The following is a 19836-nucleotide window of genomic DNA, read 5'->3' on the forward strand; positions in this document are numbered from 1 at the left end:
AACGATGACGAATCTAAAAAAACGCGAACGAGCGAGAACGAATGCATCGTTAATCTCTATGGTGCAGCGTTTTTCTGATATCACCATCATGGTCGGTGGATTGTGGGCGGTGTGTCGGATCAGCGGACAATCGTTCTTATATATGCATCTGCTGATGGCGCTGATTGCGCTGGTCGTGTTTCAGATGATCGGCGGGATGACGGATTTCTATCGTTCGTGGCGCGGCGTCAAAATGACCACCGAACTGATGCTGCTGCTGCAGAACTGGACCCTGAGCCTGATCTTCAGCGCGGGCCTGGTGGCGTTCAGCCATGATTTTGACAATCGTCTGGTGACCTATCTCTGCTGGTATCTGCTGACCTGCGTCGGCATGGTGGTGTGCCGCTCTCTTATCCGCTTTGGCGCGGGCTGGCTGCGCAACCGGGGTTATAACCGTCGCTTCGTTGCCGTGGCAGGGGATTTGCCCGTCGGGCGGGTGCTGCTCGACAGCTTCCGCAAAGAGCCGTGGTTAGGTTTTGAAGTGGTGGGGATTTATCACGACGCGAAGCCTGGCGGCGTGCCTTCGGACTGGGCGGGCAATTACGAGCAGCTTATTGAAGACGCAAAAGCCGGCAAAATTCACAACGTCTACATCGCCATGCAGATGAAAGACGAATCCCGCATTAAGCAACTGATGCGCGAACTGGCGGATACCACCTGTTCGGTGATCCTGATCCCGGACGTGTTTACGTTCAACATCCTTCACTCCCGCATTGAAGAGGTGAACGGTGTGCCGGTCGTACCGCTGTACGACACGCCGCTGTCAGGTATTAACCGCGTGCTGAAGCGTCTGGAAGATATCGTGCTCTCTTCGCTGATTTTACTGCTCATCTCCCCGGTGCTGTGCTGCATCGCCCTGGCGGTGAAGCTGAGCTCTCCCGGACCGGTTATCTTCCGTCAGACCCGCTACGGCATGGACGGTAAGCCGATTATGGTGTGGAAATTCCGCTCCATGAAGGTGATGGAAAACGACAAGGTGGTGACCCAGGCAACGCAGAACGATCCGCGCGTCACCCGCGTGGGGAACTTCCTGCGTCGTACCTCGCTGGACGAGCTGCCGCAGTTCATCAACGTGTTCACCGGCGGGATGTCGATTGTCGGACCTCGCCCGCACGCGGTCGCGCATAACGAGCAGTACCGTTCGCTGATTGAAGGCTACATGCTGCGCCATAAGGTGAAGCCGGGCATCACGGGCTGGGCGCAGATTAACGGCTGGCGCGGTGAAACCGACACGCTGGAAAAAATGGAAAAACGTATTGAGTTCGATCTGGAGTACATCCGTGAGTGGAGCGTCTGGTTCGATATCAAGATTGTTTTTCTGACCATCTTCAAAGGTTTCGTGAACAAAGCGGCGTATTAAGATGAGCTTACGTGAAAAAACCATCAGCGGCGCGAAGTGGTCAGCGATGGCGACTATCGTCATCATTGGCCTTGGCCTGGTGCAGATGACCGTCCTGGCGCGCATTATCGATAATCACCAGTTCGGTCTGCTGACCGTTTCGCTGGTGATTATCGCGCTGGCCGATACGCTGTCTGACTTTGGTATCGCCAACTCGATTATCCAGCGCAAAGAGATTAGCCACCTTGAACTGACCACGCTCTACTGGCTGAACGTGGGGCTGGGGATTTTCGTGTTTGTGCTGGTCTTCCTGCTGAGCGACACCATCGCCAGCGTGCTGCACAACCCGGATCTCGCGCCGCTGATGCGTACGCTGTCGTTTGCTTTCGTGGTGATCCCGCACGGGCAGCAGTTCCGCGCGCTGATGCAAAAAGAGCTCGAGTTCAACAAGATCGGCATGATCGAGACCAGCGCCGTGCTGGCGGGCTTTACCTTCACCGTGGTGAGCGCCCATTTCTGGCCACTGGCGATGACGGCCATTCTGGGGTATCTGGTTAACTCTGCCGTACGCACGCTGCTGTTTGGCTATTTTGGCCGCAAAATCTACCGTCCGGGGCTGCATTTCTCTCTCGCTTCTGTCTCGTCCAACCTGCGCTTTGGCGCATGGCTGACGGCGGACAGTATCATCAACTATGTCAATACCAACCTTTCAACGCTGGTGCTGGCACGTATTCTCGGCGCGAGCGTGGCGGGAGGCTACAACCTGGCCTACAACGTTGCGGTCGTTCCCCCGATGAAGCTGAACCCGATTATTACCCGCGTGCTGTTCCCGGCGTTTGCCAAGATTCAGGACGACACCGAGAAGCTGCGCGTCAATTTTTACAAGCTGCTTTCGGTGGTGGGGATTATTAACTTCCCGGTGCTGCTGGGGCTGATGGTGGTTTCCAGCAACTTCGTGCCGCTGGTGTTTGGCGAAAAGTGGAACGGAATTATCCCGATCCTGCAGCTGCTTTGCGTGGTGGGGCTGCTGCGCTCCGTGGGGAATCCGATTGGTTCCCTGCTGATGGCGAAGGCGCGCGTGGATATCAGCTTTAAGTTCAACGTCTTTAAAACCTTCCTGTTTATTCCGGCAATTATCGTGGGTGGACACATGGCGGGTGCCATCGGCGTCACGCTGGGCTTCCTGCTGGTGCAGATTATCAACACCGTTCTGAGCTACTTCATCATGATCAAACCGGTGCTGGGTTCCAGCTACCGTCAGTACATCCTGAGCCTGTGGCTGCCGTTCTATCTCTCATTGCCGACCCTGGCGGTGAGCTACGGCCTGGGCATTATCCTCAGCGGCCATCTGCCGCTGGCCGCGCTGCTGGCGGTGCAGGTCGCCGCGGGCGCGCTGGCCTTCGTCGTGATGATTGTGCTGTCGCGCAATGCGCTGGTGGTAGAGATGAAGCGCCAGTTTTGCCGTAACGAAAAAATGAAAACGCTGCTTCGCGCAGGCTAGTTATTTAAGAGGCCATTATGAAATTATTAATTCTTGGCAACCATACCTGCGGCAACCGTGGCGACAGCGCCATCCTGCGCGGTTTACTGGATGCGATTAACACCCTTAAGCCTGAGACCGAAGTGGACGTGATGAGCCGTTATCCGGTCAGTTCATCCTGGTTACTGAACCGTCCGGTGATGGGCGACCCGCTCTACAGCCAGATGAAACAGCATAACAACGCCGCGGGCGTGATGGGGCGCGTGAAGAAAGTGCTGCGCCGTCGCTACCAGCACCAGGTGCTGCTTTCCCGCGTGACCGACACCGGCAAGCTGCGCAATATTGCTATCGCGCAGGGCTTTACCGATTTCGTTCGTCTGCTGTCGGGCTATGACGCCATTATCCAGGTTGGCGGTTCGTTCTTCGTCGATCTCTACGGCGTGCCGCAGTTTGAGCATGCGCTTTGTACGTTCATGGCGAAAAAGCCGCTGTTTATGATTGGCCACAGCGTGGGGCCTTTCCAGGACCCGCAGTTTAACCAGCTGGCAAACTACGTTTTCGGCCACTGCGATGCCCTGATCCTGCGCGAGTCGGTCAGCCTCGATATGATGAAGCGCAGCGAGATCGATACGTCAAAAGTTGAGCACGGCGTGGACACGGCCTGGCTGGTGGATCACCAGGATGACAGCTTCCAGGCAAGCTACGCGGTGCAGCACTGGCTCGACGTGGCGGCGAAACAGAAAACCGTCGCGATTACCCTGCGCGAGCTGGCGCCCTTCGATAAGCGTTTAGGCACGACGCAGGCGGCGTATGAGAAAGCGTTCGCCGACGTGGTGAACCGCGTGCTGGACAGCGGTTATCAGGTGCTGGCGCTGTCCACCTGCACCGGTATCGACAGCTACAACAAAGATGACCGCATGGTGGCGCTGAATCTGCGCAACCTTGTCAACGACCCGTCCCGCTATCACGTGGTGATGGACGAACTGAATGACCTGGAGATGGGCAAGCTGCTCTCCGCCTGCGACCTGACCGTAGGCACCCGTCTGCACTCGGCGATTATCTCGATGAACTTCGGTACGCCGGCCATTGCCATCAACTATGAGCACAAATCCGCCGGGATTATGCAGCAGCTCGGCATGCCGGAAATGGCCGTGGATATCCGTCATCTGCTGGATGGTTCGCTCGGCACGATGGTGGGGGACACCCTGGGCCAGCTGCCGGCCATCAATGAACGCCTGGCCGTGGCGGTGAAAGCCGAGCGCGAGAAGGGCATCGGAATGGTGAAATCGGTACTGGATCGCGTACGGGAGGGGAAATGAAGGTTGGTTTCTTCTTGCTGAAATTTCCGCTGTCGTCTGAAACGTTTGTCCTGAACCAAATCACCGCGTTTATCGATATGGGATATGACGTGGAGATTATCGCCCTGCAAAAGGGCGATACCCAAAACACCCATGCGGCGTATACCCAGTATGGGCTGGAGGCGAAAACCCGCTGGCTGCAGGATGAGCCTTCCGGGAAGGTGAGCAAGCTGCGCCACCGGGCCAGCCGGACCTTACGCGGGATCCATCGCGCGTCGACCTGGCGCGCGCTGAATGTGTCCCGCTATGGCGCAGAGTCCCGCAATTTGATCCTGTCGGCCATCTGCGGGCAAACGGCGCAGCCGTATCGTGCGGACGTGTTTATCGCCCACTTTGGCCCGGCGGGCGTTACCGCCGCGAAGCTGCGCGAGCTGGGGGTGATTGACGGTAAAATTGCGACCATCTTCCACGGCATTGATATTTCCAGCCGTGAAGTGCTGAACCATTATACCCCGGAGTATCAGCAGCTTTTCCGACGCGGTGACGTGATGCTTCCCATTAGTGAACTGTGGGCCGGACGGCTTAAAAACATGGGCTGCCCGGGAGAGAAAATTGCCGTTTCGCGTATGGGGGTGGATCTTACCCGCTTCACTCGCCGCCCGGTGAAGGTGCCGGGCAAACCGCTGCAGATCATCTCCGTCGCTCGCCTGACCGAGAAGAAAGGGCTGCATGTGGCCATTGAAGCCTGCCGCCAGCTGAAGGCGCGCGGGGTGGATTTCCACTATCGCATTCTGGGCATTGGGCCGTGGGAGCGTCGTCTGCGTACGCTTATCGAGCAGTATCAGCTGGAAGATGTTGTCGAGATGCCGGGCTTCAAGCCGAGCCACGAGGTCAAGGCCATGCTTGATGAAGCGGATGTGTTCCTGCTGCCTTCCGTCACGGGCACCGATGGCGATATGGAAGGCATTCCGGTGGCGCTGATGGAGGCGATGGCCGTGGGGATTCCAGTGGTATCGACCCTGCACAGCGGGATCCCGGAGCTTATCCAGTCTGACTATTCTGGCTGGCTGGTGCCGGAAAATAACGCCATGGCCCTGGCCGATCGATTAGCGGCATTCAGCGACATCGACCAGCAGGCGCTGGAGCCCGTGCTCCACAATGCCCGACAAAAAGTAGAAACCGATTTTAACCAGCAGGTGATTAATCGCCGGTTAGCGAGCCTGCTGCAAACGTTGTAACGCCGAGGTTGTATGCTGAAAAAGATTACCCGACGCACCTTCGTCTCTTCTCTGTCCGTTCTGGCCGCCGCGCCGCTGCTGTCGCCCCGCCTTGCGCGGGCGGCAGCCGGAAGAACGGTTTCTGTGAATCAGTACAATAACAACGACTGGATCGCCGCCTTTAAGCAGGCGTTTAAAGATGGGGACACGGTTGTTGTCCCTGCGGGGCTCACCTGCGAAAACATCAATACGGGCATTTTCATTCCCGACGGGAAAACGCTGCTGATCCGCGGGGCGTTAACCGGCAACGGACGCGGCCGCTTCGTCCTTCAGGAGGGCAGTAAGGTCATTGGCGAGGGCGCGGGACGCACGGAAAATATTACCCTGGACGTTCGCGGCTCTGACTGTGCGATCAAAGGACTCGCGATGAGCGGGTTTGGTCCGGTGACGCAGATCTACATCGGCGGGAAGAAGCCCAGCGTGATGCGCAATCTTGTCATTGATAACATCAGCGTGAGCCAGGCCAACTATGCCATCCTGCGCCAGGGTTTCCATAACCAGGTGGACGGTGCCCGCATCACCAACAGCAAGTTTAGCCACCTGCAGGGCGATGCGATCGAGTGGAACGTCGCTATCAATGATCGCAATATCCTGATTTCCGACCATGTGATCGACAACATCAACTGCACAAACGGCAAGATCAACTGGGGCATTGGCATTGGCCTCGCCGGAAGCACCTACGATAATGACTATCCGGAAAAGCAAACCGTTAAGAACTTCGTGGTGGCCAACATCACCGGCAGCAACTGCCGTCAGCTCGTACATGTTGAAAACGGCAAACATTTTGTTATCCGTAATATAAAGGCCAAAAATATTACGCCTGACTTCAGTAAAAAGGCGGGAATAGACAACGCCACGGTAGCAATTTATGGCTGTGATAATTTCATTATTGATAATGTCGACATGGTAAATAGTGCCGGAATGCTCATCGGCTACGGCGTGATTAAAGGCGATTATTTGTCCATTCCGCAAAACTTTAAGCTCAACAATATTCACCTCGATAATCGCCAGCTGGCGTATAAGCTGCGCGGAATACAAATTTCATCCGGCAACGCCACGTCATTTGTTGCGATTACTAACGTCGAGATGCAGCGCGCTACCCTGGAACTGCACAATAAGCCTCAGCATCTTTTCTTACGAAATATCAATGTGATGCAGGAAGCCGCCGTAGGGCCTGCCCTGAAGATCAATTTCGACCTTCGCAAGGACGTGCGGGGCAAATTTATGGCTAAAGATGAGACGCTGCTGTCGCTGGCGAACATAAAAGCCGTCAATGAGAAGGGGCAAAGCTCGGTGGATATCGACCGGGTTGATCAGCAGGTGGTGAATACCGAGCGGCTGAATTTTGCGCTTCCGCACAGATAATCGACAATTGTTGATTTTGGGACTATTCCTGGCACAAAAGCGTGATCTAATCAGATTACAACTACAGAAATTAGTGTAGCCAGGGCGTAACATTACCTAATAATCACGGCAAATCATGCTGGCGAAAACGGGTTTAAGAGCTATAATTCGTCAACCATTTTAAGGTGGAAGATATAATGATTAATTTGAAAGCAGTCATTCCGGTAGCAGGCCTGGGCATGCATATGCTGCCAGCCACAAAAGCCATTCCTAAAGAGATGCTGCCGATCGTCGACAAGCCAATGATTCAGTACATTGTCGACGAGATTGTTGCTGCAGGGATCAAAGAAATCGTCCTGGTGACGCATTCGTCCAAAAATGCGGTAGAAAACCACTTCGACACCTCTTACGAACTCGAGGCGCTGCTTGAGCAGCGCGTCAAACGCCAGCTGCTGGCGGAAGTACAGTCTATTTGTCCACCGGGCGTGACCATCATGAACGTGCGCCAGGCGCAACCGCTGGGGCTGGGTCACTCTATCCTGTGCGCCCGTCCGGTTGTAGGTGATAACCCGTTCATCGTTGTGCTGCCGGACATTATCATTGACACCGCGTCTGCCGATCCGCTGCGCTACAACCTGGCGGCAATGGTCGCACGTTTCAATGAAACGGGCCGTAGCCAGGTGCTGGCAAAACGCATGAAAGGCGATCTCTCCGAATACTCCGTTATCCAGACGAAAGAACCGCTGGAGACGGAAGGGCAGGTGAGCCGCATCGTTGAGTTCATCGAAAAACCGGATCAGCCGCAGACGCTGGATTCTGACCTGATGGCGGTTGGCCGTTATGTTCTGAACGCAGATATCTGGGCCGAGCTGGAAAAAACCGAGCCAGGTGCCTGGGACCGTATCCAGTTGACCGACGCAATTGCCGAACTGGCGAAAAAGCAGTCTGTTGACGCGATGCTGATGACCGGCGATAGCTATGACTGCGGTAAGAAAATGGGGTATATGCAGGCGTTTGTGAACTATGGGCTGCGTAACCTGAAGGAAGGGGCGAAGTTCAGAAGTCGGATTGAGAAGTTGCTGGCTGACAACTGATATTTTCTTAAACGATCTGTATAAGCGGTAGTCATCATCAGGGTATGTGGATACATAACCAAAATGATGCCTGCCGTTTTTTGTTATTAATTCTAATAATAACATGGATTTATCTGATTCAAATCTCTCCAGATTTGTAACGATTTGTGCTTGTTTCTGAGGTCATTTAGGACGACAATTAACGCCAGTTTTTTGTCTGTATTCAGACAAGATGAAACATTTAATCCAACATCGCTCAGTGCACTGGTAGCTGTGAAGCCAGGGGCGGTAGCGTGCCTTGCATTCGCAATTGAATATTGAATGAACAGTCGTGACCTATACAGTTTCTCGCGATTCTGCACTCCTCGCGGGCAAAAAAAATCAGATTGAGTAGATAGGGGATGGCAATGAAAGTATTGGTGACGGGCGGAACCGGATTTCTTGGTACTGCTTTAGTCCGGACGTTGAAATCATCAGGACACGAGGTGATATTAACAACGCGCAGGCAGGAGAACACTGAACAGGGAATTTACAACCTGGGTGATATCTCAGCCGATACCAACTGGATAAATCTTCTTCAGGGATGCGACACTGTCATTCATACTGCGGGAAGAGCACATATCCTTAATGATTATGCACAAGATGCTTTGGCGGAATTTCGTCGCGTTAATCACGACGCGACCATGAAATTAGCAACAGATGCCGCGACAAGTGGGGTAAAGCATTTTATTTTCGTAAGCTCGATCGGTGTTAACGGTAATTCCACTTCGGGAATCCCTTTTTCTGAAGCGTCGGAGCCCCGACCAATCTCTGATTACGCCATTTCCAAGCTAGAAGCTGAGCAGAGCCTGCTTAAAAACTTCGCAAATACTGATATGGCTATCACCATAGTCCGTCCTGCATTAATTTGTGGTGAAAACGCGCCGGGAAATATACAGCGTCTTTTAAAACTGGTGTCTAAGAACTTGCCGTTACCATTTAAAAATGTCAGGAACAAGCGGGCACTCGTGTCACTAGATAATGTTGTCAGCTTTATCAATGAATGCGTCGTTAATGAAAAATCAAAAAATCAACTCTATTTACTCGCAGATGCGGAACGACCTTCTACAGAAGATATGATTATTGCCTTTGCTTCAGGTATGGGCATTAAAGCGAAAGTTATCTATTTCCCTACGGTGATCCTGAAGTTAATGCTTTCTGCTGTTGGTAAAGGTGGAATTTACGACCAATTATTTGGCAATCTTGAAGTCGACGCCACCAAATCACGGGAACATTTGCACTGGACCCCCCCGATAACGCTTCAAGAAACTATGAAAAAAACGGCGAAGTATTATATCGAAGGTAATAAAGAATGATGAATTTTGGAATTGTGATATTCGCTTTTTTAGTATCGTGTATGCTGACCTGGGGGTTACGCGGTTATGCCATCAAGCATAATGTCATAGATCGACCAAACCAGCGAAGCTCGCATTCTGTGCCGACGCCGCGAGGTGGTGGGGTGGCTATCGTCCTGACGCTCCTGGTGGCGTTAGTATGGTTTTATTTCAGCCGCGAGCTGACATTGGATAGTTTCCTGGGGTTATTTATACCAGGGTTAATTGTTACCATCATTGGTTTCCTTGACGATCATGGTCATATCGCGGCTCGCTGGCGCCTTTTGATGCATTTTCTGGCTGCGGCAATTGGCATCTATTTCTTAGGCTCTTTCCCGGTAATTACGCTATTTGGCTACGATCTTTTCTTATCCTGGATTGGTATGATTCTCGGCTGTGTGTATCTGGTCTGGATGCTAAATTTATATAATTTCATGGATGGGATTAATGGCTTAGCCAGCGCAGAGGCAATCACATTTGCCGCATGTAGTGCAGTGTTGATTGTTGTAAACCAGTACACTGACGCGCCTGGAAGTATTTATCCGCTGACGCTTGCTCTTATCGGTGCCGCGGCCGGCTTTATTGTCTGGAATTTTCCGGTAGCGAAAATCTTCATGGGCGATGCCGGGAGTGGTTTCCTTGGAATAACTATTGGGTTGATGATCCTCCATATTGCGAAAGTAGATACGCATTTCTTTATTGCAGAGTTATGTTTGCTGGGCGTATTTATCGTTGATGCCACTACAACCTTGCTGCGGAGAGTTGTAGCGGGCAAAAAAGTCTATGAAGCGCATGCCAGCCATGGCTATCAAATCCTTGCAAGAAAGTATGGCAGCCACGTTCCGGTGACAATGATGGCGATTGCCGTCAATCTGCTGTGGCTCTTCCCAATCGCCTTCCTTATCGCCTCAGCCAAAATTGATGGTGTTGTAGGGCTGATTATCGCCTGGCTCCCGCTTTTCGCTATTGCACTCAAATGTGGTGCAGGCGTTAAAGACAAAGAGAGCAACGTCAATGCATAACTTAATGATTTTGGGGGCGGGTGGCCATGGGCGTACACTCTGCGAGGTGGCGAGACTCCTGGGATATACGGATATCGTTTTTCTTGACGATAATGCATCCCCCATCTATGACATTAACAAACTCATTATTGGAAAAATTTCAGAACTACAGTTACATATCGAAAAGACCAGTCATGTAGCGATTGGTATCGGAAATAATAAAGTCAGAGAACAGCTCTATCAGCAGATTATCAGCTTAGGTATTCACCCTGTAACGCTTATACATCCCTTTGCATTTATCAGCCCCTCGGCGACCATCGCTGAAGGTTCTGTCGTATTAGCGGGAGCAGTGATTGGTGCCAACGCGAGATTAGGTGTGGGTACGATTATTAATAGCCATTCGACTGTAGATCACGATTCTTCTCTAGGCGATTTTGCTCACTTAGGAGTTGGTGTTCATCTTGCTGGCGGCGCTATTATTGGGAAATCAGCGTTTCTGCAGGCGGGTACAGTGGGTGGTTATAATACAATAGTAGATGATTACTCAGTGTGTCCTGCTGGTACTATTTTATAAACTGAATGCAAGCTTTAACGAGGCGACCAGTTTTTTGTATGCTAAATTATTTAATATCTTTACCCAGACCAATAAAAAGAATCATAACTCTTTCGATAGATGTTGTACTGCTCTTATGTGCATTTTGGTTTGCATTTTGGGTACGCATTGATTCTATGACTCCAATATATAGCACGGAACATTGGCTATTTATATTTTCAATAATTTTCGTCACCTTGGCGATATTTGTTAAATTAGGGCTTTATCGAGCCGTAATCCGCTATATTACCGCAAAAATATTACTGGTCGTTACAGTGGGGATGGTTATATCATCCATTTTGCTTATTATTGCAGCGTTTTATACCAATCTCTATTTGCCGAGAACGATTCCATTCATTTATTTCTCGTTCGGTTTACTGCTCATTGCCGGATCGCGGCTTGGTATGAGGATGTTGGTAAATCGTGGATTGAATCTGGGCACTCGGGTGGTGATTTATGGTGCCGGTGCATCTGGCCGTCAGCTACTGCCAGCGCTGAGCCAGATGGACGAATATTATCCTGTTGCTTTTGTCGATGACAACCGTGCTCTGCAAGGTCAGGTAATTCACGGCGTCAGCGTTTTCGCGCCTGAAAAACTGCCATGGTTGGTTGAGAAATACGAAGCGAAGAAAATTCTGCTTGCTATGCCAAGTGCCAGTCGAGCCAGGAAGAACGAAGTCATTAAAACACTGGAAGGTCTGCCGTGCGAGGTACTCTCTATTCCCGGCATGGTCGATCTGGTAGAGGGTAAAGCGCGTATTGATTCGTTGCGCAAAGTGGTTATTACCGATCTGCTGGGCCGCGATCCCGTCTCACCGATTCCGGAACTGGTGTCTCGTAATATCAACGGGAAAACGGTTATGGTTACCGGGGCTGGAGGATCGATTGGTTCTGAGCTTTGCCGACAGATAATTAAAAATAAGCCGAACCAGCTTATTCTGTTCGAATTGTCAGAGTTCTCACTCTACTCCATCGATTCAGAACTGCGTAATTTGAATCTCAGCCAGAATTTTCAGGTTAAAATCTACCCTATCCTTGGTAATGTACAGAATAAAGAGCATCTCGAAAGATTAATCAAAGCATTCAACGTCGACACGATTTATCACGCTGCGGCGTACAAGCATGTTCCGCTTGTCGAATTCAACGTTCTTGACGGAGTGCGCAATAATATCTTCGGTACGCTGAGCTGTGCTCAGGCTGCGGCAAGTTGCGGTGTTGAAAGCTTTGTTTTAATTTCGACCGATAAGGCAGTCCGCCCCACGAATACGATGGGGGCAACCAAACGCATGGCTGAACTCGTACTGCAGGCGCTGGCAAAAGAAACCAGTAACACCTGCTTTAGTATGGTTCGCTTCGGCAACGTATTAGGTTCGTCAGGCTCTGTTGTGCCGTTATTTGAAAAACAGATAGCTGCGGGTGGTCCCGTGACGCTAACCCATGAGAATATAACGCGTTACTTTATGACCATCCCTGAAGCGGCACAGTTAGTCATTCAGGCTGGCGCAATGGGTACGGGTGGCGATGTATTTGTTCTGGATATGGGGGAACCCGTCAAGATCATCGATCTTGCGCATCGAATGATTACGCTGCAAGGGCTCACCGTTCGTGATGATAAAAATCCTTATGGTGATATTGCGATAAAAACGACGGGTCTGCGTCCGGGTGAGAAGCTGTATGAAGAGTTGCTTATCGGCGATAATGTATCTGTAACTCAGCACCCGCGTATCAGGACTGCTAACGAAGTGATGTTGCCGTGGAGTGAGATGAGTATTATTCTCCACGACCTCGACAATGCCTGCAGTGAGTTCAACTACGAACGCGTGCGTGAAATACTGTTGCAGGCGCCTGCGTCGTTCAATCCAACGGACGGTATCTGCGATTTACTCTGGAATGAAAAAGTAAGTTAAAATATCAGGTTGTCATTTTCTTAGCCCTGAGTACTTGTCGAAGGTTACCAGGGTGTCGGCATGTAATAAATTGTTTCTGAAAACCTTAAGAGCGAAATAAACGTGAAAATTCTGGTCACTGGTGGAGCAGGCTTTATTGGGTCTGCAGTGGTACGACACATTATTAATGATACGCAAGATTCTGTTATTAACGTCGATAAACTGACTTACGCAGGGAATCTTGAATCGCTGGCCGATGTTGCGCATAACGATCGCTATCATTTTGAACATGCCGATATCTGCGACAGCGATGCCATGGCACGTATTTTTGCAGAGCACAAGCCTGATGCTGTGATGCATCTGGCGGCCGAGAGCCACGTTGATCGCTCGATTACCGGCCCGGCTGCTTTTATCGAGACTAATATTGTTGGTACCTATGTTCTGCTGGAAGCAAGCCGTAAGTATTGGTCTGAGTTAAGTGCTGATAAAAAGGCTTCATTCCGTTTCCACCATATCTCAACAGATGAAGTTTATGGCGATCTTCCGCATCCGGATGAAGTTGCAAAGGGCTCTGAACTGCCGCTATTTACTGAAAAAACCGCCTATGCCCCGAGCAGCCCATATTCTGCGTCTAAAGCGTCCAGTGACCATTTAGTCCGTGCCTGGCTGCGCACCTATGGTTTCCCGACCATTGTCACTAATTGTTCTAACAACTATGGCCCTTACCACTTCCCGGAAAAACTTATCCCTCTGGTAATCCTGAATGCGCTGGATGGAAAAGCCCTGCCGGTTTACGGTAAAGGTGACCAGATCCGAGACTGGCTGTACGTTGAGGATCACGCCCGCGCTTTATATACCGTGGTGACGCAGGGCAAGATTGGCGAAACCTACAACATCGGCGGCCACAATGAAAAACAAAACCTTGATGTGGTAAATACCATCTGTAACCTGTTGGATGAAATTGTGCCTAAGGAAGGTTCCTATCGCGATCAGATAACTTACGTTGCTGATCGTCCTGGTCATGACCGCCGCTATGCGATTGATGCAGAGAAAATTAGTCAGGAGCTGGGCTGGAAGCCTCAGGAAACCTTCGAAAGTGGTATTCGCAAAACCGTAGAATGGTACCTGGCGAATACGCAATGGGTAGAGAACGTGAAAAGCGGCAGCTACAAATCGTGGATTGAAGAAAACTATGGGGATCGTGCTTAATGAACATCCTGTTGTTTGGCAAAACCGGTCAGGTGGGTTGGGAGTTACAGCGTGCCCTTGCACCGCTGGGTAATTTGATTGCTGTTGACGTCCATTCGAAAGAATATTGTGGTGATTTCAGTAAGCCTGAAGGGATTGCAGAAACTGTGCGCCTTATAAAGCCTGACGTAATCGTGAACGCGGCTGCGCACACAGCTGTCGATAAGGCCGAGTCAGAGCCAGAATTTGCTCAGCTATTGAATGCCACGAGTGTCGAGGCGATTGCTAAAGAGGCCCAAAAATTGGGGGCCTGGGTTGTTCACTACTCTACAGATTACGTTTTTCCGGGTAATGGAAGTACGCCGTGGTTGGAAACAGATGTCACAGCACCGCTCAATATTTATGGCGAGACGAAGTTAGCAGGTGAAAAAGCGTTAAGTGAAAATTGCTCACGCCATTTGATCTTCCGGACGAGCTGGGTTTATGCCGGCAAAGGGAATAATTTTGCGCGTACTATGCTGCGACTGGCAAAAGAGCGTTCTGAGCTGTCTGTTATTAATGACCAATATGGCGCACCAACTGGCGCTGAATTATTAGCAGACTGCACGGCTCATGCTATTCGAGTTGCGCTAAATAAATTCGAGGTGGCAGGTACTTATCATCTGGTTGCCAGTGGTACGACAACCTGGTATGACTATGCCTCGTTGGTATTTGAAGAAGCGCGTAAAGCAGGGATGGAACTGGCCTTAACTCAGCTTCATGGGGTGCCAACCAGCGCGTATCCAACGCCTGCAAAGCGTCCAGCAAACTCCCGCCTGAATACCTTAAAGTTCCAGCAAAATTTCAACCTGGTACTACCGCAATGGGAAGTGGGGGTAAAACGTATGTTGACTGAGTGGTTTACAGCAACAGCGATTTAATAATTATCAAGATGCCTGGGAATGGGTATCTCATGAATATAGAGATGATGAAATGAAAACGCGTAAAGGTATTATTCTGGCGGGTGGTTCTGGTACTCGCTTGTACCCAGTGACAATGGCTGTTAGTAAACAATTATTGCCAATTTATGATAAGCCGATGATTTACTATCCGCTCTCTACGCTGATGTTGGCAGGCATTCGAGATATTTTAATTATTAGTACTCCTCAAGATACACCGCGTTTTGAACAGCTTCTGGGTGATGGAAGCCAGTGGGGATTGAATTTACAATACAAAGTTCAGCCAAGTCCGGATGGGTTAGCGCAGGCTTTCATTATTGGTGAAGAATTCATTGGTAATGATGATTGCGCTTTGGTACTAGGGGACAATATTTTCTATGGACACGATCTTCCGAAATTGATGGATGCCGCCGTCAACAAAGAAAATGGGTCAACAGTCTTTGCCTATCATGTGAACGACCCAGAGCGCTACGGTGTTGTCGAGTTCGATAACAATGGTACAGCCATGAGCCTCGAAGAAAAACCGCTGAAACCTAAGAGTAATTATGCGGTTACGGGGCTCTATTTCTACGATAACAGTGTCGTTGAGATGGCAAAAAATTTGAAACCTTCAGCACGTGGTGAGCTGGAAATAACAGATATAAACCGTATTTACATGGAACAAGGAAAGCTTTCCGTTGCTATGATGGGCCGTGGCTTTGCCTGGCTTGATACAGGAACTCACCAGAGCCTAATAGAGGCGAGTAACTTCATTGCTACCATCGAAGAGCGTCAAGGACTCAAGGTTGCTTGCCCTGAAGAAATTGCCTATCGCAAAGGGTTTATTGATGCTGAGCAGGTAAAAAAACTTGCAGCGCCGTTATCAAAAAACCAATATGGACAATATTTGCTGAAAATGATTAAAGGTTATTAACTGATGAACATAATTAAGACTGAAATCCCCGATGTATTAATATTTGAACCAAAAGTATTTGGAGACGATCGTGGTTTCTTCATGGAAAGTTTCAATCAGCGAATGTTTAACGAAGCTGTAGGTAAAGAAGTTAATTTCATTCAGGATAACCATTCCAAATCTACTAAGAATGTACTTCGTGGTTTGCATTTTCAGCTTCAACCTTATGCTCAAGGTAAATTAGTGCGTTGTGTTGTAGGTGAAGTTTTTGATGTTGCCGTCGATATTCGTAAAGACTCGAAACATTATGGAAAATGGGTTGGAGTAAATCTTTCAGCTGAAAACAAGAAACAATTATGGATTCCTGAAGGGTTCGCTCATGGTTTTTTTGTGTTGAGCGATACTGCAGAATTTGTATATAAAACAACTAATTACTACTCTCCTGAACATGAGCGTTCAATCTTATGGTCAGATAGTGATCTGAACATTGAATGGCCGATAAGCCGCGATTCTTTACCAAGTTTGTCTATAAAAGATCTTGCTGGTAAAGCTTTCAGTGATTCAGATTATTAATTAATGCTTGGGCCTGTAAATAGCATACAGGCTTTTTTCACATAACTGAGTGTATTATACCAGTGAAAAAAAACATCATACTGCTATTTTTTGTTCAGGCGTCAAACTATTTATTTCCTTTACTAACCCTTCCTTATTTAATGCGTGTCCTGGGTGCTGAGAATTTTGGCGTTGTCGCTATGGTTCAGGCGTGGATACAATATATTATAATTTTCGTGGATTATGGGTTTAACTTTAGTGCGACGTTACTTATATCAGTCAATAAAAACAAACAGACTAAAATTGACTCTATTTATACAGCTGTGACTGCTGCCAAGTTAATATTGTTATTGGTTGTGTCTTTTATTTTTTGTTTGTACGTGATGATTAATGGTTCAAGTATATACTCACATCTGATCATTTTGGGCCTGATTTCTGTAATTGGCACAGTTCTATTTCCTGTATGGCTGTTTCAAGGAATTGAAAAAATGCAGGGTATTGCGATATGTACGACTATTGCGAAATGTGTATCACTATTGTTGATTTTCCTTTTAGTGAAAACACCTGACGATATGAATATGGCGGTTATTAGCCAATCATCAGGAATGTTTGTCTCAGGAATTTTAGCATGTATCTTTATAAAAAAACAAAAATTGGCGAAATTTACAAAGGTTTCAATACAAGAAATTTATTTAGTTTTGTCCAAAGGTTTTGATCTTTTTGTATCTAATATAACCATTAGTTTCTATACAACATTAAATATACTAATTATTGGATATTTTGGTGGTCCGACACTCGCAGGATATTTTTCAGCAGCAGACAAAATCCGAACTGCAGCCCAAGGTTTAATGAGCCCTGTACAGCAAGCTATGTTCCCAAGAGTAAGTTCATTGATTAATGAGGGGAAACAGCTCAAAGAAATTTTGAACTTATACGGAAAGAAATTCATTGCATTTGGATTTCTAATATCGATCTCAATGGCTGCCATAGGATATCCTGTATCTCTTTATTACTTTAGTGCCGAATATCGCGTATCATCTATGATATTACTGATGATGTCTCCTCTGCCATTAATTGTTTCAATCGGTGTTGTATATGGGCAGTGGTGGTTGATACCTAATAATTTAACAAAAATTGTCAGGAAAACATATCTGGCTGTTAGTCTCATGCATATTATTGTTTCTATTGTATTAATGCATATAACTCCAACTTACGGTGTGACTATCAGTGTTATCATTACAGAAATAATTGTTTCTGCTATTTTTGTCTTGGCTAGTTTTAATAGCGGAAAAATATTAAAATGATTAAGTGCAGGCCCAGAAACCCAGCTAGTTATCTAAGTCTCTATATTATCGTTTCATTAGCGTTATGGCTTTCTCAAAATAGTCTCTATATCACCTTTGATTCAGGTTTGATGATCTTAATTGTTGCTTATTTGTACTTTTTCTTAGGGTGTTATATAGGTAATCGAACGACAAGACATCATTATTCTGATCAAACAATAAGAAGTCAACCGATAGTTAATTTTACATTTCGGATGAAAGTTTTACTTGCAATTAACTTGTTGATATTAGTTTATCTTTCTTTGCTTTTTAAAGATATAATATTAAGCGGTATTTCATTTGCAGAATATAGGGATAGTTTATTCAAAGATCAATCAATAAAAGAGTATTATGGTGCTTTTGCTGCCTACTTATTTGTATTCGCAACGTTAGTTCCACTTTTTGGCATTAGCTATGGGTTATATTTAAAGATTAATAATAAGAAATCTATAATATTTTATCTCTCATTTTTAATGTTGATAGGAAAAGAAAGTATTTTGATTTCCAGATATTATGTCTTTGCCCCAGTACTTGCAGCAATTGTGATATTATATTGTTATGATAGTAAAATGACCTTAAAAAAGGTTGTCTTTGCTCTGGTTGTGTTTCTGCTCTTATTATTAGCAATATTTGCATTTAGAGGTGATAGTGATTTAAGCCAGAGTTTAACTAATACTCGTAATTATGCTGTTGCGGGCTACTCACTTTTTACTCATGCAATTGATAGTGGTGATATAGATAAATTATATGAACTTTCGAGTCCATTTTCATTTCTAGGTGTGCTTGGGGCTAAGTTTTATGACCAAAGCGCTTTCTTTGCAAAAGTGCAGGACTTTGTTCCACTCGGAAGTGCCGGTTATTTCAATGCATTTTATACATCATTACTATTACCGTTTTTATATTTTGGCAGCATAGGATTAGCTTTGCTAAGCTTATTATATGGATATATTTTATCAAAAAACCATAAATTGTTTATTTATAAAAATTCTTTCCTAAATTTCAATTCACTTTTTTCCTTGATTGTTATTTTCTTTTCTCATCAGTTTTTGCCTGTGCAGTTATCCTTTTTTTGGGATTATTTCCTAATTTCGTTATCTGTTCATTTTTTTGTAGTATGTTATAGAAATATAAGGAGCAATTTTTGAAAACGTTAGCATTTTATCTTCCACAATTTCATGAGATAGAAGAGAATAATGAGTGGTGGGGCAAAGGGTTCACTGAGTGGGTCAATGTCAAAAAAGCAACGCCTCTTTTTAGGAATCATAACCAACCTAGAGAACCGTTGAATGACTATTACTATAATTTGCTTGAAGTTGAAACTTTAAAATGGCAGTCAGAACTGGCAAAAAAATATCGTATTGATGGATTTTGTTTTTATCATTATTGGTTCAATGGTAAGCGTTTGTTGGACAAACCAGCTGAACTATTATTAGATAACAAAGATATAGATCTTCCATTCCTTTTTTCATGGGCTAACGAACCATGGACTCGTAGCTGGGATGGTAGTCATCGAGATGTCATTATGCCCCAGAGTTATGGGGATGAATCTGATTGGCTTAATCATTTTAATTATCTCAAACCGTTTTTCGAAGACGAAAGATATATTAAACATAATGGAAAGCCTGTTTTTCTGCTATACCGCTCTGCTAGTTTTGAAAAGTGCAATGAGTGGATTCAATATTGGCGAAAACTAGCTAAAGAAACTTCGTTCGGTGATATACATTTCGTATCAACACTTACTTCATTCGCTCAAGACCATCGCCAGCTTGATTTTGATGCAGAATTGAATTTTGAACCCATGTGCACTTTTGAACACAATATGGGAAAAATTAAGCCCGTGGTGCGAAAAATCGTTGGAAGACTAAAGCGTATTTCAAATGAAAAACTAAAAACGAATTACGTGGAACAGCTATTATCCTATCAATCAATTTGGGATAAAATACTTGAGAAAGATTTCAGTGACACTCATTATTCCGGTGCGTTTGTGGACTGGGATAATACTCCAAGGAAAAAAACCAAATCATTGGTTATGAAAGGAAGTAACCCGGAAATATTCAAGAATAATTTCGGCAAACTTTATAAAAAATCTCTGGCTGCAAATGTTCCTTATTTGTTTATAAATGCATGGAATGAATGGGCTGAAGGCACTTACCTTGAGCCTGACAAAAAAAATGGCTTTGGTTATTTGGAAGCAGTGAAAGAAACTGTTGAAAAATTCAGAAAAATTGATGGGTGATAGATC

At 47.1% G+C, this 19836-nt stretch carries 17 protein-coding genes; all 17 read left to right on the top strand.

Translation table 11 applies throughout. The features are described from left to right. Positions 1-4: 4 nt before the first annotated feature. The 17 genes from wcaJ (at position 5) to AC3WOK_RS09275 (ending at position 19830) form a co-directional block, all read left to right on the top strand. Positions 5-1399 carry an undecaprenyl-phosphate glucose phosphotransferase gene (wcaJ, locus tag AC3WOK_RS09195; RefSeq protein ID WP_492354369.1) on the top strand — a complete coding sequence of 465 codons (1395 nt, stop codon included), beginning with the start codon at positions 5-7 and terminating at the stop codon, positions 1397-1399. A gap of 1 nt (position 1400) precedes the next feature. Beyond that, on the top strand, positions 1401-2879 hold the full coding sequence (gene wzxC / locus AC3WOK_RS09200; protein ID WP_063957637.1) for a colanic acid undecaprenyl disphosphate flippase WzxC: 1479 nt from the start codon (positions 1401-1403) through the stop codon (positions 2877-2879). A gap of 17 nt (positions 2880-2896) precedes the next feature. Next, positions 2897-4177 carry a colanic acid biosynthesis pyruvyl transferase WcaK gene (gene wcaK, locus AC3WOK_RS09205; protein WP_492354370.1) on the top strand — a complete coding sequence of 427 codons (1281 nt, stop codon included), beginning with the start codon at positions 2897-2899 and terminating at the stop codon, positions 4175-4177. Further along, positions 4174-5394, top strand: coding sequence for a colanic acid biosynthesis glycosyltransferase WcaL (gene wcaL / locus AC3WOK_RS09210; protein ID WP_492354371.1), 1221 nt, complete (start codon positions 4174-4176; stop codon positions 5392-5394). Before wcaK ends, wcaL begins: the two co-directional genes overlap by 4 nt. Positions 5395-5406: 12 nt before the next feature. Next, on the top strand, positions 5407-6798 hold the full coding sequence (gene wcaM / locus AC3WOK_RS09215) for a colanic acid biosynthesis protein WcaM (protein ID WP_063431931.1): 1392 nt from the start codon (positions 5407-5409) through the stop codon (positions 6796-6798). Positions 6799-6974: 176 nt separating this feature from the next. Continuing rightward, a complete protein-coding gene (gene galF / locus AC3WOK_RS09220; RefSeq protein ID WP_492354372.1) occupies positions 6975-7871 on the top strand; it encodes a GalU regulator GalF in 897 nt (298 codons plus the stop codon). A 380-nt stretch (positions 7872-8251) separates the two neighbouring features. Beyond that, positions 8252-9205, top strand: a complete 954-nt coding sequence (locus tag AC3WOK_RS09225) for an NAD-dependent epimerase/dehydratase family protein (RefSeq protein WP_492354373.1) — start codon at positions 8252-8254, stop codon at positions 9203-9205. After that, complete coding sequence (locus AC3WOK_RS09230; RefSeq protein WP_492354374.1) at positions 9202-10245, top strand: MraY family glycosyltransferase; 1044 nt, start codon at positions 9202-9204, stop codon at positions 10243-10245. Before AC3WOK_RS09225 ends, AC3WOK_RS09230 begins: the two co-directional genes overlap by 4 nt. Next, positions 10238-10798 carry a PglD-related sugar-binding protein gene (locus tag AC3WOK_RS09235; RefSeq protein ID WP_492354375.1) on the top strand — a complete coding sequence of 187 codons (561 nt, stop codon included), beginning with the start codon at positions 10238-10240 and terminating at the stop codon, positions 10796-10798. The genes AC3WOK_RS09230 and AC3WOK_RS09235 overlap by 8 nt, the downstream gene beginning before the upstream one ends. A 155-nt stretch (positions 10799-10953) precedes the next feature. Continuing rightward, the gene (locus AC3WOK_RS09240) at positions 10954-12723 is read left to right on the top strand and encodes a polysaccharide biosynthesis protein (RefSeq protein WP_492354376.1); all 1770 of its coding nucleotides are present in this window, start codon (positions 10954-10956) and stop codon (positions 12721-12723) included. A 102-nt stretch (positions 12724-12825) separates the two neighbouring features. Then, a complete protein-coding gene (gene rfbB / locus AC3WOK_RS09245; protein WP_492354377.1) occupies positions 12826-13911 on the top strand; it encodes a dTDP-glucose 4,6-dehydratase in 1086 nt (361 codons plus the stop codon). After that, entirely contained in the window at positions 13911-14810 is a 900-nt protein-coding gene (gene rfbD / locus AC3WOK_RS09250; protein ID WP_492354378.1) for a dTDP-4-dehydrorhamnose reductase, read from the top strand. The genes rfbB and rfbD overlap by 1 nt, the downstream gene beginning before the upstream one ends. Positions 14811-14862: 52 nt before the next feature. Then, on the top strand, positions 14863-15741 hold the full coding sequence (rfbA, locus tag AC3WOK_RS09255; RefSeq protein WP_492354379.1) for a glucose-1-phosphate thymidylyltransferase RfbA: 879 nt from the start codon (positions 14863-14865) through the stop codon (positions 15739-15741). A gap of 3 nt (positions 15742-15744) precedes the next feature. Continuing rightward, the gene (gene rfbC / locus AC3WOK_RS09260; protein WP_492354380.1) at positions 15745-16293 is read left to right on the top strand and encodes a dTDP-4-dehydrorhamnose 3,5-epimerase; all 549 of its coding nucleotides are present in this window, start codon (positions 15745-15747) and stop codon (positions 16291-16293) included. Positions 16294-16355: 62 nt separating this feature from the next. Beyond that, a complete protein-coding gene (locus AC3WOK_RS09265; RefSeq protein ID WP_492354381.1) occupies positions 16356-17576 on the top strand; it encodes an oligosaccharide flippase family protein in 1221 nt (406 codons plus the stop codon). Next, positions 17573-18739, top strand: a complete 1167-nt coding sequence (locus tag AC3WOK_RS09270; RefSeq protein WP_492354382.1) for an O-antigen polymerase — start codon at positions 17573-17575, stop codon at positions 18737-18739. The genes AC3WOK_RS09265 and AC3WOK_RS09270 overlap by 4 nt, the downstream gene beginning before the upstream one ends. Further along, the gene (locus AC3WOK_RS09275; protein ID WP_492354383.1) at positions 18736-19830 is read left to right on the top strand and encodes a glycosyltransferase WbsX family protein; all 1095 of its coding nucleotides are present in this window, start codon (positions 18736-18738) and stop codon (positions 19828-19830) included. Before AC3WOK_RS09270 ends, AC3WOK_RS09275 begins: the two co-directional genes overlap by 4 nt. Positions 19831-19836 lie beyond the last annotated feature (6 nt).

This window comes from Enterobacter sp. FW301-JW81 (genome assembly GCF_058788735.1).